General features: G+C 62.0%; 12 protein-coding genes. 6 read left to right on the forward strand and 6 right to left on the reverse strand.

Features of this window, described 5'->3' with window-relative positions; all coding sequences use genetic code 11:
* Positions 1-100: 100 nt before the first annotated feature.
* Positions 101-1,879, forward strand: a complete 1,779-nt coding sequence (ilvB, locus tag FXN63_RS16850; RefSeq protein ID WP_148816374.1) for a biosynthetic-type acetolactate synthase large subunit — start codon at positions 101-103, stop codon at positions 1,877-1,879.
* A gap of 235 nt (positions 1,880-2,114) precedes the next feature.
* On the forward strand, positions 2,115-2,693 hold the full coding sequence (locus FXN63_RS16855; protein WP_148816375.1) for a hypothetical protein: 579 nt from the start codon (positions 2,115-2,117) through the stop codon (positions 2,691-2,693).
* 80 nt (positions 2,694-2,773) lie between these two features.
* On the opposite strand, the gene FXN63_RS16860 is transcribed toward FXN63_RS16855, so the two are convergent.
* The 6 genes from FXN63_RS16860 to FXN63_RS16885 all read right to left on the reverse strand — a co-directional run bounded on the left by FXN63_RS16860 (position 2,774) and on the right by FXN63_RS16885 (position 10,241).
* Positions 2,774-5,227 carry a TonB-dependent siderophore receptor gene (locus tag FXN63_RS16860; protein ID WP_222863930.1) on the reverse strand — a complete coding sequence of 818 codons (2,454 nt, stop codon included), beginning with the start codon at positions 5,225-5,227 and terminating at the stop codon, positions 2,774-2,776.
* A gap of 209 nt (positions 5,228-5,436) precedes the next feature.
* Entirely contained in the window at positions 5,437-6,417 is a 981-nt protein-coding gene (locus FXN63_RS16865) for a FecR domain-containing protein (protein ID WP_148816376.1), read from the reverse strand.
* Positions 6,414-6,935 carry a sigma-70 family RNA polymerase sigma factor gene (locus FXN63_RS16870; protein WP_148816377.1) on the reverse strand — a complete coding sequence of 174 codons (522 nt, stop codon included), beginning with the start codon at positions 6,933-6,935 and terminating at the stop codon, positions 6,414-6,416. The genes FXN63_RS16865 and FXN63_RS16870 overlap by 4 nt, the downstream gene beginning before the upstream one ends.
* 195 nt (positions 6,936-7,130) lie before the next feature.
* Complete coding sequence (dxs, locus tag FXN63_RS16875) at positions 7,131-9,020, reverse strand: 1-deoxy-D-xylulose-5-phosphate synthase (protein ID WP_148816378.1); 1,890 nt, start codon at positions 9,018-9,020, stop codon at positions 7,131-7,133.
* Between the two features lie 35 nt (positions 9,021-9,055).
* The gene (locus FXN63_RS16880; protein ID WP_148816379.1) at positions 9,056-9,946 is read right to left on the reverse strand and encodes a polyprenyl synthetase family protein; all 891 of its coding nucleotides are present in this window, start codon (positions 9,944-9,946) and stop codon (positions 9,056-9,058) included.
* Positions 9,947-9,977: 31 nt separating this feature from the next.
* Positions 9,978-10,241 (reverse strand): exodeoxyribonuclease VII small subunit, encoded by a 264-nt coding sequence (locus tag FXN63_RS16885; RefSeq protein ID WP_148819453.1) that lies wholly within the window; start codon positions 10,239-10,241, stop codon positions 9,978-9,980.
* 360 nt (positions 10,242-10,601) lie between these two features.
* Between FXN63_RS16885 and FXN63_RS16890 the strand changes: the two genes are divergently transcribed.
* The 4 genes from FXN63_RS16890 (at position 10,602) to FXN63_RS16905 (ending at position 17,462) form a co-directional block, all read left to right on the forward strand.
* Positions 10,602-11,756: an aromatic ring-hydroxylating oxygenase subunit alpha gene (locus FXN63_RS16890; protein ID WP_148816380.1), complete on the forward strand. Its 1,155-nt coding sequence runs from the start codon at positions 10,602-10,604 to the stop codon at positions 11,754-11,756.
* Positions 11,757-12,021: 265 nt separating this feature from the next.
* Positions 12,022-13,665: a methyl-accepting chemotaxis protein gene (locus FXN63_RS16895; protein ID WP_187394927.1), complete on the forward strand. Its 1,644-nt coding sequence runs from the start codon at positions 12,022-12,024 to the stop codon at positions 13,663-13,665.
* A gap of 209 nt (positions 13,666-13,874) precedes the next feature.
* Positions 13,875-15,593 (forward strand): methyl-accepting chemotaxis protein, encoded by a 1,719-nt coding sequence (locus FXN63_RS16900; protein ID WP_148816382.1) that lies wholly within the window; start codon positions 13,875-13,877, stop codon positions 15,591-15,593.
* 207 nt (positions 15,594-15,800) lie between these two features.
* Positions 15,801-17,462, forward strand: a complete 1,662-nt coding sequence (locus FXN63_RS16905) for a methyl-accepting chemotaxis protein (RefSeq protein WP_187394928.1) — start codon at positions 15,801-15,803, stop codon at positions 17,460-17,462.
* Positions 17,463-17,539 lie beyond the last annotated feature (77 nt).

Consider the following 17,539-nt stretch of genomic DNA (forward strand, 5'->3'; position numbering starts at 1 on the left):
TCTCTCATCCAGACTATCTGCAGAAAATTTTTCCTAACACGCCGATTTTAGGGGAAATAATAGGGGAATATTTCTTCGCCGATCGTCATAAGATGTTGACATGAATGATCGCCTCGCACCCCACCTCGTATCCGGCGCCGTCGAGCTCGCCCAAGCCCCTTTTCTGGGTGCCCACGCGCTGATTGACGCCTTGGTCGCCAATGGCGTCGATACCGTCTTCGGTTATCCGGGCGGTGCCGTCTTGCCGCTGTACGACGCGCTGTTCGCCGAACCGCGTCTGCGCCACGTGCTGGTGCGACACGAACAGGCGGCGGTACACGCAGCCGAAGGATACGCCCGTACCACTGGCAAGCCGGGTGTGGTGCTGGTGACCTCGGGTCCGGGTATGGCCAACACCACGTCTGGCCTGCTGGACGCAATGTGCGATTCGATCCCGCTTTTGTGCATCAGCGGCCAGGTTGCCAGCCATGCGATCGGCACCGATGCCTTCCAGGAATGCGACGCGCTGGGTATCTCGCGCTCGGTAACCAAGTGGAACACGCAGATCCGCGCGGTGGAAGACGTTTCTGACACCGTCACGCGCGCCTTGGGCATCGCTACCGGCGATCGTCCCGGCCCGGTGCTGATCGATTTCCCGAAAGATATGCAATTGACACCCGCGCCGCGCGGCTACACCAAAGCTCCGGTGGCCCTGCGCCGCCAGCCGCCCGCACGCCGCACGCCGCCGCCCCGGCAGTTGGCCGAAGCCGCCAACCTGATCGCCAACGCGCGTCGCCCGGTGTTCTACGGTGGCGGCGGGTTGATCAACTCGGGTGCAGAAGCCTGCGAGGCTTTCGCCAAGCTGGTTCGCCACACCGGCGCGCCGTGCACGCTTACTTTGCTGGGCCTGGGTGCCTTCCCCGCGTCAGACCCGCAGTTCGTCGGCATGCTGGGCATGCACGGCACGCTGGAAGCCAACCTGGCCATGCACCATGCCGACTTGGTGATCTGCATCGGCGCACGTTTTGATGACCGCGTGACCGGCAAGCTGCGCGACTTCTGCCCGAACGCCAAGAAAATCCACCTGGATATCGACCCGTCGTCGATCAACAAGGTGGTGCAGGCCGACGTGCCGCTGGTGGGCGATTGCCTGCCGGTGTTGCTGGCCTTGCAGGAAGCCGTGAATGTGCATCGGCAAGTGTCCGGGCAACTGGACGACTGGTGGAAGCGCATCGAAGTATGGCGCGCAGAAAAGTGCTTGGCGGTACCTACGGACACCACGCAGATCCTGCCGCAGTTCCTGATGCAGCGTCTGCAAGCCACCATCGCGGATCGTGACCCGATCGTGTCTACCGATGTCGGTCAACATCAGATGTGGGCAGCCCAGCATCTGAAGTTCGAGCGCCCGAATCGCTGGCTGACCTCGGGCGGTGCCGGCACCATGGGTTATGGATTGCCGGCTGCCATCGGCGCGCAGATCGCTCATCCGGACGACTTGGTAGTGTGCGTCAGCGGCGACGCTTCCGTGCTGATGAACATCCAGGAATGCTCGACCGCGATGCAGCACCGCACGCCGGTGAAGCTGGTGCTGAGCAACAACGGCTACATGGGCATGGTGCGCCAGTGGCAGGAACTGATCCACGGGGGTCGCTACAGCCACAGCTACACTGAGGCCTTGCCTGATTTTGTGGCCTTGGCCAAGGCATTCGGCTGGCAGGCTGAACGCGTGACAGACCCGGCTGAACTGGATGCCGCGCTGGAACGCTGCATGGCGTCCGATGGCCCCTACTTCCTGGATGTGGTCGTGGCTGCCCAGCAGAATTGCTTCCCAATGATGCCCGCAGGGCGTGGTCACCACGAGGTGATGCTGGCGGCAGATCGCTGGTACGTGGAACGCTGAGCACGACATTTGTTTCCTGCGAACGAGCAGCAGTAAGACTTCACGCTGCTTGCTCGTTTGCTGTCCCTGTCTGCCGTCCCTGTCTGCTGCCCATTCCGCGCAATACCCGCGCTCACGCAAGGGGCGCAGGGCCTGATGCCAGGCGCTTGGATTAGCATCCTTCCCGCATTTCCGCTGCCCGGTGGCTATCCGGCAACCGAGCGCTGCGGATCGAACCTGCCCTGAAGGAATATCCATGACGCTTGGAACGCCAGACCCGAAGCACGCCGTCAGCCCGACGGTTGAATCCCTGATCCGCACCTACATCCACGCCAAGGACAGCAACCGTCCTCATCTGATGGCGAGTACCTTCGCGCCAGATGCCAGTTTGACGATGCTGGTCAAATCAGAAGCGATCTCCTTCCCCGCCCAGACCCAAGGCCAGTCGGCCATTGCCGATGTGCTATCGCGCCGCTTCGGGCAGAACTACGACAACGTCTATACCTTCTGTCTCGATACGCCGCCTGCCGACAAGGCGCTGGACAGCTATCGCTGCGACTGGCTGGTGGGCATGACCGAGAAAGCCAGCGGCAGTGTTCGGGTGGGCTGCGGAAGTTATCTCTGGCAGTTCGCGGGCACTGAAAAAGGGCTGCGCGTGCAAGGTCTGGAAATCACGATTGAAGCCATGCAAGTGCTGGCTGCCGAACATGCCGAGGCAGTGCTGGACCAGTGGCTGGCTACGCTGTCCTATCCCTGGTGCACGGCATCGACTGCGTTGGCCACCGCCCCGCAGATAGCTGAACTGGCACCGGTGTTGGACTACATCAAGCGATAAGCCATCAAAGACTGGTTAAACCGATACGACGCAGGGGCGGCATCACCCACCCCTGCGCCACCTTGCTTACCAGCGATACGTCATCCCTGCCGCCACCGTGCGTTCCTTGCCGTAGTAGCAACCAAGGAATAATTGCAGTTCGAGATGTATTCCTTGTCGAACAGGTTCTGCACGTTCAAGGTCAGCTCTGCCCCGCGCCATCCGGCGTTGATCTCGCCCAAGTCGTAACGCAACGCTGCGTCGAACACGGTGTAGGCCGGCGTGCGGAAGGTGTTGCCGGAGTCACCGTACTTGCTGCCCGTCCAGCGTGCGCCCAGGCCGATATCCAGTCCTTTCAGCGCACCGTCGGGCAAGCGATAGTTGGCCCACAGCGAGGCAGACCAAGGCGGGCTGAATACCGCTTGTTTGTTCAAGGATGCCGCGTTGTTCGACTTGGTCGTGCGCACGTCGGCGCGCGACACCGCCGCGATCACGTCGATGTTATCGAACACCCGCGCCTTGATCTCCAGTTCCGCACCTTGTGAACGCACCTCGCCTTCCTGCACCGAGAATCCGGGGTGTGCGTAGTCGGTGGTGGTCAGGTTCTTCTGGCGAATGTCGAACACCGAGAAGCTCGCCAATGCGCGTGTGCCTGGAGGCTGGAATTTCACACCCAATTCGATCTGCTCACCTGTGGTGGGCTTGAAGGTGGAGCCGTAGAAATCCGTGCCGACGATGGGTACGAAGGACTCGGAATAACTCACGTACGGTGCCCAGCCGCCACCCGCCAGCCACGTCAGCCCTGCGCGGCCAGTGAATGCAGAATGATTCTGCTCGGTCTGCGTGTTGGCGAACTGATCGCGGTTGTGGATGCCGGCCCAGTCGTGGCGGCCGCCAACGGTCAGGATCAGGTCACGCCAGCGCATCTGGTCCTGAAGATAGAAGCCAACTTGGTCCACGGTGTCGTGCCAGTTGGTAGTCAGCACCGGGTCGGCCGTAGCCAGGTCGTAGCGCGGGTTGTACAAGTCAATGGCCGTGACTGAATAGGCGTTGTAGCCGTCGTAGCGGCGGTCAAAACGACGGTAGTCCACGCCGGCCAGCACCGTGTGTTGCACCGGGCCGCTTGCGCTGCGCCATTCCAGGTTGTTGTCCAGGCTGAGCACGGTGTTGTGCTGCTGCCAGTCGATCTTGGTGCGCAGCGCGCGGCTGTAGTCGCTCTGGCCGCCAGCACCGGAGGCGAAGGCGCTCAGGTAGAAGCCTTTGTAGCGGTCGTTGACGTTGACAAAGCGCAGGCCCTGGCGGAATTGCAGGCTGTCACTGAAGCGGTGTGACCAGTCCACGCCCAGGATTTGCTGTTCACGATAGAAGTCGTTGTAGTTCGGATCGCCGCCAAAGAAATCGCGGGAAATGCGTTGACCGCCCGGGCCTGGCAACAGGCTGCCGATGTGCGGCAAGGCTTGATAGTCCTGAACGGCGTCGTCGCGTTGCAGTTGCAGGTAGGCCGTGATCGAGGTGGCCGCGCTGGGTCGCCAAGTCAGGCTGGGGGCAATGAACAGGCGCTGGCCTTTAGTTGCGTCGATCTGCTGGTCGCCGGTGTTGGCGACTGCCACCAGTCGATACAGCAGGCTGCGGTCTTCATTGATGACACCCCCCACGTCGAGCGCGCCATTGACGCGTCCGTAGCTGCCCAGGCCGAGCTTGACCTCGCGCACAGGCGTGTCGGTCGGCTTCTTGGTGACCATGTTGACGATGCCACCGGGCTGGTTCTGGCCATACAGCACAGACGCTGGCCCCTTGAGGACTTCAATGCGCTCAAGCGAATACGGTTCGATCTGCGAGGCCCCGCCCAGGCTGCCCGCATACGGCAGGTAGCTGCCATCCAGATATTGCGGCGACGGGGAAAAACCGCGCGAGGTGGTCTCGTCGGCCAGCATGTAGCTCTCGGTATAGCCGCGATTGCTGACGCCCGGTGTGTAGCGCAAGGCCTGGCTGAGACTGATTGCCCCGCGTGCGGCGACTTCGTCAGCAGTCACCACGTTGATGGTCTGCGGAATTTCCACAATCGGCGTGTCGGTCTTGCTGCCGCTGGCCGTGCGTTGCGCAACAAAACCTTCGACTCGCCCGCGTGCATCTTCGACGACATCGCCCGCTACCTGCACCGTGGGCAAACGCGAGATATCGGGGGCTGCCGCATTCTCCAGCCGGTATTCGTTGCCCCCACGCGGTACCGCACGCAGGCCGGTGCCGGCCAGCAGGCGGTTGAAGCCCTCCCCGACCGAGAATTCGCCACGCAGGCCCGGGCTGTTCAGGCCCTGCGCATCAGCGGGCTGGAACGGCAGCAATACACCTGCCGTCAGCGCAAAGCGGTTCAGCGTGGCATCGAGCGGGCCGGCAGGAATGTCGTAGCGCTTGTTGGCGCTGGCCGTGCTGGCCTGTGCGTGGGCGCTGTCGGGTACGGCAGTCGCAGCCAGTGTGGCAGCGGTCAGCACCAGCACGGACAGGCGGCGCAGCGTAAGAGAAGGACGTGGCACGGCAGGAGAAATACGAGAGTTCATGATCGTCCGCAAGGAGACAGTGGTTGTTCTGTCTCCTTAACCGAGCGAGTTCAAAAAACCTGCAGTCCTTGTGCGAAAAAATTTCGGAAAGATGCGAAGACGATGTGGTGGCGAAGCACGGTGCGATGACGCTGGCGGGACGATAGGCCCCGAACCGATGCGGACAGACACGTAGGCAGGCCATTGCGATCAGGCCTATGCCAACGCACTCAGACAACAGTCCTGGCGCGTACCGTGACCCACCAGCGCGTCTGCATATCGATGCGCAAGTCCAGCGTGCGCGCCACCGCGGCCAATGCCCGGTCGGTATCGGCCAGCGGGAAGGCACCCGAAATGCGCCGACCTGCTACCGCTTCCTCGCAGCGCAACACCCCTGCCCGATGCCGGCCAAGTTCATCCAGAAAGTCATCCAGCCGCATATCGCGGGCAACGATTGCGCCGTCGATCCAGGCAATCGCATCGGCATCAGCCGCCGTCATCGCGCCTGTGTGAAGCGCGTCGAAACGCAGTTGCCGACCGGCATCGACGCGCACGGGCTGTGCGCCCTGACTTAGAAGGACTTCGACCGCACCGTCGAAAACCGCCACCACGGTATCCCCACGATACTGGCGCACCAGAAAACGCGTACCCAGCGCACGGATAAGGCCGTCGCGGGTACGCACCCGGAACGGCCGTGCAGGTACTTGCCGGTCTGGTGCGGTGGTGATCAGGATTTCGCCTCGGCGCAGGATCAACAGACGTTGATGCTCGTCGTAGCGCGCGTCGATGGCGGTGTCAGTATTCAACTGGATGCGTGTGCCATCGGCCAGCAAACTGTCGCGCCGCTCGCCCACACCCGAACGCCAATCGGCGGCCAGCGCGTGCCAGGCAGCGTCGGGTTGCACGGCCCACCAACTGGCGCCCGCGCCCAGCATCATGGCGATCACGCCCAGCGCACCGCGTCGATTCATCATGTCACGGCGACGTCGCCGCAAGGCACTGCCGTCATCAAGCGTGGCGTGGGCCAGCACGCCGGGCAAGGCTTGCACGCTGCCACCCAATGCCTGCAGGCGTGACCAAGCCAGTGCATGTTCGGGGCTGGCCTCACGCCAGCGGCGGCAGGCCTCGTGCTGTTCTGCGGTGGCTACACCAGATTGCAGATCGACCATCCAGTCGATGGCTGCCCGCACCACATCAGGCCGGGGATTCATGTCTCGTCGGCGTATTGCGCCGCATAGCAGGCGGCGTAGGCCCGGGTCATGTATTGCTGTACTGAGCTGACAGACACGCCAAGCTCGGTTGCGATGTCGCGATACCCCATGCCATCAAGTTGACTGAGCAAAAAGGCCCGCCGCACTTTGTCGGGCAGGCCATCGAGCATGCGATCGACCGCCAGCAGCGCTTCCAGCACCAGAGAACGTGCTTCGGGCGAGGGGGACTGCGGTTCAGGGATCAGTGCCAAGGCATCGAGAAACGCCTGTTCCAGCGCACGTCGACGGAAATGGTCGACGACGATGCTGCGCGCGATTGTCGACAGCAAGGCGCGGGCTTCCTCGACGTACAGACTATTTCGACTGCGCAGCACCTTCACAAAGGTGTCCTGCGCCAGATCGGCTGCCTGATCGCGGCATCCGACGCGGCGTTGCAACCAGCCCAGCAGCCAGCGATGGTGGCCAGTGTAAAGCTGGCCGATGGCGTCCACGCTCAGGCCGGATGTAGAAAAAGACATGGGCAGTCGCCACGATGTAAATGAGAAAACGTCTCAATTATATCGATGGCGACTGCCCATGGAAGGATTCTCTTGGCAGTTCTGCGTCAGACCATCTCGGCGCAGCGCCGACCGGCAGGTGTGCACGCTACGGTCAATGCAGATGACGTCCGGCGTATTGGCTGAATCCGGGAGGGTCAGCTTTGTGCCGGTCCCTCAGTCTGCGGCCGCAACCTTCGCGACCGGTGCCAGGTTTTCTGCAAAACGCTTGCGAATCGACGCTTCAATACCCGCAGCGTCCAGCCCGACACCCGCCATCAAGGCAGCCACATCACCGTGGTCGATGAACTGATCCGGCAGACCCAGGTTCAGCATCGGAATAGTGATACCGGCTTCGTTCAAGGCTTCGGATACTGCACTGCCCGCGCCACCCATGACGGCACCGTCTTCGATGGTGACCAATGCGTCGTGGCGTGAAGCCAGATCGAGGATCAGCGCGCGGTCGATAGGTTTGACAAAACGCATGTCGGCAACCGTGGCACCCAATGCCTGCGCGGCAACCAGGGCCGGGTGCAGCAAGGTGCCAAAGGCCAGGATCGCAATGCCCTTGCCTTCGCGACGCACCACGCCACGACCGATTGCCACGCCTTCCAGACCACTGGCTTCCGCCGCGCCGACACCCGCACCGCGCGGGTAGCGCACAGATGCCGGGCCGACGTGCTGGTAGCAAGCCGACAGCAACAGACGGCATTCCTTTTCGTCCGACGGCGTAGCAATCACCATATTGGGGATGCAACGCAGGAACGAGATGTCGTAGTTGCCGGCGTGGGTGGCACCGTCGGCACCGACCAGTCCTGCGCGATCCAGCGCGAAGGTGACATCCAGGTCTTGCAAGGCCACGTCGTGAATCAGTTGGTCGTAGGCGCGTTGCAGGAAGGTTGAATAAATGGCGACCACCGGCTTCTGGCCTTCGCAGGCGATGCCGGCTGCAAAGGTCACCGCGTGTTGTTCTGCAATGCCCACGTCGAAATAACGGTCTGGGAAACGGCGTTCGAATTCGACCATGCCGCTGCCTTCGCGCATGGCGGGCGTGATGCCAACCAGCTTCGGGTCGGCTTCGGCCATGTCGCAGAGCCAGTCGCCGAACACCTGGGTGAAGGTTTTGCGGCTGGCTTTGCCGCCGGTGGCGATGCCCACTGCCGGGTCGAACTTGCCAGGGCCGTGATACAGCACTGGATCGGCTTCGGCCAGCTTGTAGCCCTGGCCTTTCTTGGTCACCACATGCAGGAAACGCGGGCCGCTCTGGCCGCGCAGGTTCTGCAGCGTGGGGATCAGTGAATCCAGGTCGTGACCGTCGATGGGACCGACATAGTTGAAGCCCAGCTCTTCGAACAGCGTGGCGGGCGTGACCATGCCCTTGGCGTGTTCTTCGAAGCGACGTGCCAGTTCCAGCACGGGCGGCACCTTCGACAGCACGGCCTTGCCCACATTGCGCGCAGCCGAATAGAAGCTGCCCGACAGCAGGCGCGCCAGGTAGCGATTCAGCGCGCCGACCGGAGGCGAGATCGACATGTCGTTGTCGTTCAGGATCACCAGCAGGTCGATGTCAGGCGTGACGCCTGCATTGTTCATGGCTTCGAACACCATGCCGGCCGTCATGGCACCGTCGCCGATCACGGCGATGTGCTTGCGCGGCGTGCCGGCGTTGCGCGACGCCACGGCCATGCCCAATGCAGCGGAGATCGAGGTCGATGAGTGTGCCGTGCCGAAGGCGTCGTACACAGATTCACGGCGACGCGGGAAGCCGGAAATGCCGCCTTCCTGGCGCAGCGTGCCCATCTGGTTCTTGCGGCCGGTCAGGATCTTGTGCGGATAGGTCTGGTGGCCCACGTCCCACACGATCCGGTCATGCGGCGTGTTGAAGACGTGGTGCAGCGCGATCGTGAGTTCGACCGTGCCCAGGTTGGACGACAGATGGCCACCGGTGCGCGACACCGATTCGAGCACAAAGGCCCGCAACTCGTCGGACAGCACCTGAAGCTCGCGACGGTCCAGGCCCTTGAGATCGGCCGGCGATTGGATGGAGTCGAGCAGCGTAGAGGTCATCGTTTTTGATTCGTGTCGGTGCACCGTCGACCGCCTCAGCGGTCGCGCAGCACGATAAAGTCGGCCAGGGCGGCCAGGCGCTCGGCGCGCGAGCCCAAGGGTGCCAGCGCAGCATGCGCCTGTTCACGCAGCGATTCCGCCAGCGCACGGGCGGCATCGAGTCCCAGCAAGGACACATAGGTAGGTTTGTCGGCCGCCGCATCCTTGCCGGCGGTCTTGCCCAGTTGCGCGGCATCGCCGGTCACATCCAGGATGTCATCGACCACCTGGAACGCCAGACCCACGGCCTGTGCATAGGTGTCGATGGCGCGGCGCTGTTCCGGCGCAGCACCCACGACGATGCCACCCAGGGCAGCACTGGCACGCAGCAATGCGCCGGTTTTCAGCCGGTGCATGCCTTCGAGTTCTTCACGCGTCAGCTGCCGACCCACACTTGCCAGGTCGATGGCCTGCCCACCCGCCATGCCCGCACTGCCGGCAGCCACCGTCAACACCTGCAAGGCCTGCACGGTCAATGCCGGGGCGACTGGCAAACGTGCCAGCACATCGAATGCCTGGGCCTGCAAGGCGTCACCGACCAGCAAGGCGCAGGCTTCGTCGTACTGCACATGCACGGTCGGCCGGCCACGGCGCAGCACGTCGTCGTCCATGCAGGGCATGTCGTCGTGCACCAGGGAATAGACGTGGATCAATTCCACAGCCACGGCGGCGGCATCCAGCGCCGCGCTGTGATCAGCCCCATTCTGGCAGGCTTCGCCCGCCGCGTAGACCAGCAAGGGACGCACCCGTTTGCCGCCGCCCAGCACCGCATAACGCATGGCTTCGTGCAGGCGTTCGGGGGCCACGTCGGCATCGGGCAGGTAATCGTCAAGCGCGCGTTCCGCGCGCGCCGCACAGGCCTTCATCCACAGATCGAGATCGTTCATCGTACCGTTCATGCTGCGTGCGCCACCCGGATCATGCTTCGTCCGCGCCCAGCGGGCGCAGCAGGTCGGCTTCCAGCACCTTGACTTGACCTTCCACATCGGCCAGACGTTCCTGGCAGATACGCACCAGCGCGACGCCACGGCGGTACGCGGCCAGCGAAGTTTCCAAGGGCAGACTGCCATCTTCCATGGTGCCGACCAGCGACTCCAGTTCGGCCAATGCCGCTTCGAAAGCAAGCGGAGCCTCGGCTCCCGCGGCTTTACTGCCACGCGTGCGCTTGGGCTGCTCGGGCAGCCGCGGCGATTCGGGCAGTTCGGTCAACAGGGGTTCGGTCAAAAGAGTCTCCGGAAAAACAGGGGGCGGCCAAGCCTGACGGTAACCGCTGATTGTAAGGGAAATGCTTCAGGACGCCCCACTTGCGACACGATCGGGCACAAAAGCTTCCGCTTGTCCGCGCTGGCAAAGCTCAACGTTCATGCGGGACACCCCGTTCAGGCGCAGGTACAATAACTCTTTGATCGGACAGATCATTTTCTCTGCGCCCCCGCTTTTCATCGACAGTCCAGGCCGGACGCCCGTTCCGGCTCGCCTTAAGTCGCGTAAAAGGCGGTACTTCGACAGCTGGGGGCCCATCCATTTCCGCGGAGGGAAGTCATGGCCGATATCGGTCGCGTGGCACACGTGACGGAGAGCCGAGCGCAGCTCCCCGTCAGTGCCTATTTCGATGAAGCGCGTTTTGCGCGCGAGATGCAATCCATCTTTGCCCGGTCCCCACGTTATGTCGGGCACGAAAAGATGCTTCCCGAGGTCGGTGATTACCGAAGCTTGCGCCAGGAAGACGGCGGACGCGTGCTCGTCCGAAACCAACAAGGCATTGAACTCTTGTCCAACGTATGCCGCCACCGACAGGCGGTCATGCTGGGCGACGTGCGTCCGGACGCATCGGGCGAAATCCGCTCGTCCGGCAATCTTGGACCAGGCGGCAATATTGTCTGCCCGCTGCATCGCTGGACCTACAACGGTCAGGGCGAACTGATCGGCGCGCCGCATTTTGCCGAAACACCGTGCAGCAACCTGCAGAAGTTCCCGCTGCAGAACTGGCATGGTTCGCTGTTCGAAGGGCCGCGCAATGTGGCGGCCGACTTGAAGGGCTTGCCCGACCGGCCGGAGTTCGATTTTTCGGACTACGTGCTGGACAGCGTGAAGGTACACACCTGCAATTACAACTGGAAGACGTTCATCGAGGTCTACCTTGAGGACTATCACGTCGGCCCCTTCCACCCCGGCCTGGGTAACTTCGTTACCTGCGACGACCTGGAGTGGGAATTCGGCGACTGGTTCAGTCTGCAGAAAGTGGGCGTGAGCGACGCGCTGGCCGACCCGGGTTCACGGATCTATCAGAAGTGGCACGACAAGGTGCTTGAATTCCGTCGCGGCAAGCCGCCGGAGTTCGGTGCGGTGTGGGTGACGTATTACCCCACTCACATGATTGAGTTGTATCCGCACACGCTGGTACTGTCGACGCTGTATCCGAAGAGTCCGCAGGAAACCGTGAATATCGTCGAGTTTTATTACCCCGAGGAAATCGTGCATTTCGAGCGCGAATTCGTTGAGGCGCAGCAGGCGGCCTATATGGAGACTGCGGTAGAGGACGATGAGATCGGTGAACGCATGGATGCCGGTCGCCGCCTGCTGATGCAGCGCGGCGTGAATGAAACTGGCCCGTACCAGTCGCCAATGGAAGATGGCATGCAGCACTTCCACGAGTGGTATCGCAGGCAAATGGACGAACCGGAAGCACGCGGTTAAGCGCTTTTCCGGTCTGTATGTCGGCCCGCCCGCGCGGCCGACATACTCCACCTTTCACGTATTTCTCTTTTCCCGAAAGAAACGCTTCAGTTATGAAGCTCCTGGCCGATAGCAGATGGAGACTGTATCCATTTATGTCCGCAGGCGGGCGTTGCCCCCCCGGACAATTGCTATCTCTAGGGACTTCATGAGCGCCGTCACTCCTTCGGGGACACCTCCCCTTTCTTACGTTTCCGACGCACGCGCTTCAGGGTCCGGTCGTCGCATGCAGTTGTCCCTGCGGGGAAAGCTGCTGTTGCTGGTCTGTACAGCGTTGTTGTTGCTGATCGGCCTTGAAGTCTGGAGCCTGACCTCCGAGCGCAAGCTGTTGTTGCAGGACAAGCGCACGGAAGTGCTGTCGATTGCCCAGGCGGCCCACAGCGTGATCGGCCAGTTCCACGAGTCTGCGCGCGCCGGCAAGATCACTGAAGCACAGGCACAGGAACTTGCCACCCAGGCCATCAATGGCTTGCGTTACAGCGGTGCCGACGGTCGCGCCAACTACGCCTTCGTGCTGGACAGCAATGCGGTCTACCGCGCGCACGGTGCCAATCCGAAGCTGCTGTCAGGCATCAACCCCGATACGTTCATGGTCGGCAAGGAAACCTTGCGGGCATTCACCAAACGCCACTTCGACCTGTCGCGCCAGAGCAATGGCGTGCACTTCGAAGTCGTGCCGATTCCCCGTCCGGGCGCACAAGTGCCTGAACCCAAGCTGGGCGTCTATCTGGAATACGCGCCGTGGGGCTGGATGATCGGCACGGGCGCGTACATGGACGACATCGATGCTGCGGTGGAAAGCAGCATGAAAAAAGGCGTGGTGTTCACCCTTGTTTTGATCGTGTTGCTGCTGGCGGCCGGCTGGGCAGTGGTTCGCAGCATTACCCGCCAGGTTGGCGACGACCCGCGCGCCGTCATTGCAGTGATGACCCGTGCCGCCAACGGCGACTTGACGCAGACCTTCCCGAATGCGCCGCCAGGCAGCATTCTGGCAAGCTTCGGTGCGACTTCGGCTGCCACCCGTGCCGTGCTGACCCGCGTGCGCGATGAAGCCGCCGCCATGAAACGCGACGCGCAGCGAATTGCCGATTCAGTTCGCCAGGTATCCACCGCCGCTGCCGCACAAAGCGAGGCAACGTCCTCGGTTGCCGCTGCCGTTGAACAACTGACGGTATCGGTCGGCCATATCTCGGAGGCTGCACTGGAAACCCAGCGCAACTCGGAAAACGTGACCGAGAAGTGCCGCGCCGGCCAACAGGAAGTCGAGACGTCCACCACTGGGATGGGACGCATTGCCACGGCGGTCGGCGAGGCCTCGGACAAGATCAGCGGCCTGGCTGCGCGCGCCGAACAGATCAGCGCGATTGCCGCGTCGATCAAGGAAATCGCTGCGCAAACCAATCTGCTGGCGCTCAATGCCGCGATCGAAGCTGCACGCGCGGGTGAACATGGGCGCGGTTTCAGCGTGGTGGCCGATGAAGTCCGCAAGCTGGCTGAACGCACGGCGTCCGCCACGATCGAGATCGAGCAGACGGTGGGTGCCGTGCAACGCGACACCATGGCGTCGACCAGCACCATGGCGCACATCCTGCCCATGGTGTCCGAAGGCAAGACCGCGACTGAACACGTGGCCCGTGCGCTGGGCGAGATCGGCACCAGCGCCGATGTATCGCTGGAACGCGTGCGTGAAGTGGCAAATGCCACGCGCGAGCAGTCATCTGCCAGCACCTCGATTGCTCAGCAGGTAGAGAGCATTGCCCAGATGGTTGAGCAGACCACGGCGGCGATGGGTGAAACGGCCCGCTCTGCAGAGGAAGTGAGCGCCATGGCCGATCGTCTGGATGCGCTGGTGGCGAGCTTCAAGGTGTAGGCATCGCAGGGCAGGATGGATGACAGCGGCCTGCGAATTCACCACTGTCATCCAACTGTCACAACACAAGAAAAATCACGTAAAAATTTGTACACAGATGGCTACAGTTTCGTCTGGTACGACCGTAATAGCAGGCACACTAATTGCTGACGCACGCCTGAAAACGCCTTTAGCGTAGCCAGGATGCTACTGATAAAGGCCCATCCCGCATGAGTTCCGCCCCCATCTTCGCCAGCGACGCCGGTTCTGGCGTCAAGCTTCGTAGTCCCGCTCGTTCCGCTGCCCGCAACGGCTATTCACTGCGCGCCAAGCTGCTGTCGCTGGTGGTCTTTGCGGTTGCGGTGTTGGTCGCCTTGCAGGTCTGGGCGCTGTATACGCAGCGCGATATCCTGCTCGACAACAAGCGCACCGAAATCCTGTCGATCGCACAGGCATCGCTAAACCTGATCTCCAAATATCATGAGGCGGCGCGCAGCGGAAAGATGTCGGAGGCAGAAGCACAGCGACTGGCCGCCGAGGCCGTTGCGAACCTGCGTTACGGCGGCGCAGATGGCAAGGAGGGCTACACCTTCATCTTCGGCAAAGATGCCCGCTACCAGTCGCACGGCGTCAATCCGAAAGCGGGGGAACTGGACCCGAAAGCCTCCAAGATCGGCGCGGAATCGCTGTATGACTTCACCATGCGCAACTTTGCGCTGGCTCGCAAGAACGGCGGCGTGCACTTTCAGGAACTGAATTTCCCGCGCCCGGGTGGACAGGTTCCGGTGCCGAAAATCAATGTCTACGTGGAATATGCGCCGTGGGAATGGCTGATCGGCACAGGCATGTACATCGACGACATCGAAAAAAACGTACAAGAACGCGCCATGCTCACCCTGGGCATTGGCGTGGTGCTGATCGGTTTGCTGCTGGGTATTGGCTGGTTGATCGTGCGCAACGTCACGCGCCAGATCGGCGATGACCCGCGCAATGTAATCAGCGCGCTGGAACGCGCAGCGGCGGGCGACTTGACGCAGACCTTCCCCAACGCGCCGGCCGGCAGCATTCTGGCTGGCTTCGGTGCCACCTCGGCAGCCACCCGCAGCGTGCTCAGCCAGGTTCGCGAAGAAGCGTCGGCCATGAAACGCGACGCCAATCGGATTGCAGAATCGGTGGCGCAGGTGTCCACGGCAGCCAGCGCACAAAGCGAAGCGACGTCATCAGTAGCGGCCGCGGTTGAACAGCTGACGGTGTCGGTCGGCCACATCTCGGAAGCCGCGCTGGAAACCCAGCGTAATTCCGAAAACGTGACCGAGAAATGTCGCGCCAGCCAACATGAAGTCGAGACGTCCACGGCTGGTATGAAACGCATTGCCACTGCCGTGGGACAAGCCTCGGACAAGATCGGTGGCCTCGCCTCGCGGGCTGAACAGATCAGCGCGATTGCCGCATCGATCAAGGAAATCGCCTCGCAGACCAATCTGCTGGCACTGAACGCCGCGATCGAAGCAGCGCGTGCAGGTGAACATGGCCGTGGGTTCAGCGTGGTGGCTGACGAGGTGCGCAAGCTTGCGGAACGCACGGCGTCAGCCACGGTGGAAATCGAAGAAACGGTGGGTGCCGTGCAACGCGAAACCCGCGAATCGACAGCCACGATGGCGCACATTCTGCCGATGATGTCCGAAGGCGCGTCAGCAACCGAACAGGTGGCGCGCGCCTTGAACGAGATCGGCACCAGTGCAGACGTATCTCTGGAACGGGTACGCGAAGTGGCTCACGCCACCCGCGAACAGTCGTCGGCCAGCACCTCGATTGCGCAGCAGGTGGAGAGCATTGCGCAGATGGTCGAACAGACCACCGCCGCCATGGGTGAAACCGCCCGGTCTGCCGATGAAGTCAGCGCCATGGCCGGTCGCCTGGATGAGCTGGTAGCGCGCTTCAAGGTGTAAGACGCTCGCAAATAGCGAACGGTATTAGGGGAAACGTTGCTACAGATTCCTACAGAGAGTGTCGTTGTCACGGATAGAACGATTATCTACGACCGCCTCATCACGGATGAACCGACATGTGATGAGGCGACTACCACTCGATGAGGCATCATGAGCGCAGTCATTCAATCTGGGGTTAGCTCAGGCACCCCATCCGCACGCGGCTCGATGTCTGGTGTCAAACCGCGACGCTATCAATTCTCCCTTCGCGCGAAGCTGTTGGTGTTGGTGGCGTTGGCCATCACACTGATGATCGGCCTGCAAGCGGTGGCGCTGTATACCCAACGCACGCTGCTGATCAACGACAAGCGCACCGAAATTCTGTCGATGATGCAAGGCTTGACGAGCCTGGTGTCGAAGTATCACGAGGCGGCCAAGGCAGGCAAGATCACCGAGGAACAAGCCAAGCAACAAGCCGTTCAGGCCATTACCGATCTGCGTTATGGCGGCGCTGATGGCCGGGAAGGTTATGCCTTTGCACTTGGCAACGGCTCGGGCTTCAAAGCACATGGGGCCAACCCCAAGCTGCTGGACGCCAATCCCGATACGTTCATGATCGGCAAGGAAACCCTGCGCGTGTTCATCGCCCGCCAGTTCTCCTTGTCGCCGGCGAACGGCATCCATTATGAGATGCTGGAATTCCCGAAACCGGGTGGCCAGGTGCCCTACCCGAAGATCAACGTCTACATCAAGTTCGCCCCCTGGGACTGGCTGATCGGCACGGGTGTCTATATCGATGACATCGATGAAGCCATCATGAACCGCGCCAAGAGTGCACTTGGCATCAGCGCCGCGCTGATTGCCATCCTGCTGGTTGCCGGCTTGCTGATCGTGCGCAGCGTCACGCGCCAGATCGGTGGGGATCCGCGCGAAGTGATTGCGGTGATGGCGCGTGCCGCCGACGGCGATCTGACACAGACCTTCCCGAAGGCACCCGCCGGCAGCATTCTGGCCGGATTCGGGGCCACGTCCGCAGCCACCCGCGACGTACTCAGCCAGGTTCGCGAAGAAGCGTCGGCCATGAAACGTGATGCTCACCGGATTGCGGACTCCGTTGCGCAGGTGTCGTCGGCCACAGCCGCGCAAAGCGAAGCGACGTCTTCTGTCGCGGCCGCCGTCGAACAACTGACGGTATCCGTTGGCCACATTTCGGATGCGGCACTGGAAACCCAGCGCAACTCCGAGAACGTGACGGAGAAATGCCGTTCCAGCCAGCACGAAGTCGAGACATCAACAGCAGGCATGAAACGTATTGCCACGGCTGTAGGTCAGGCATCCGAAAAAATCGGCGGACTGGCGTCGCGTGCTGAACAGATCAGTGCGATTGCAGCGTCCATCAAGGAAATTGCGGCTCAGACCAATCTGCTGGCGCTGAACGCCGCCATTGAAGCAGCGCGCGCTGGCGAGCATGGTCGCGGCTTCAGCGTGGTGGCCGACGAAGTGCGCAAGCTGGCCGAGCGCACTGCATCAGCCACGATTGAAATCGAGGAAACGGTCAGCGCCGTGCAGCGTGAGACCAAGGAATCGACCGCCACCATGGCGCACATTGTGCCGATGATGGCCGAAGGCGCAGCAGCGACCGAACAGGTGGCACGTGCACTGGGTGAAATCGGTTCCAGCGCCGACACGTCCTTGGAACGAGTACGCGAAGTGGCCCACGCCACCCGCGAACAGTCGTCGGCCAGTACCTCGATTGCACAGCAGGTGGAGAGCATTGCGCAGATGGTCGAACAGACCACGGCCGCCATGGGTGAAACCGCGCGTTCCGCTGACGAAGTCAGTGCCATGGCGCAACGCCTGGACACGCTGGTGTCGCGCTTCAAGGTGTGATGCAAAAGGGGGAAAGCGGCTTGTTCGCTTTCCCCCTTTTGATCTTTGGTATTTGGTGGCGGCTGGCTACGTGCCCC

The sequence above is a fragment of the Pigmentiphaga aceris genome (genome assembly GCF_008119665.1).
GTDB classification, from domain to species: domain Bacteria; phylum Pseudomonadota; class Gammaproteobacteria; order Burkholderiales; family Burkholderiaceae_B; genus Pigmentiphaga; species Pigmentiphaga aceris.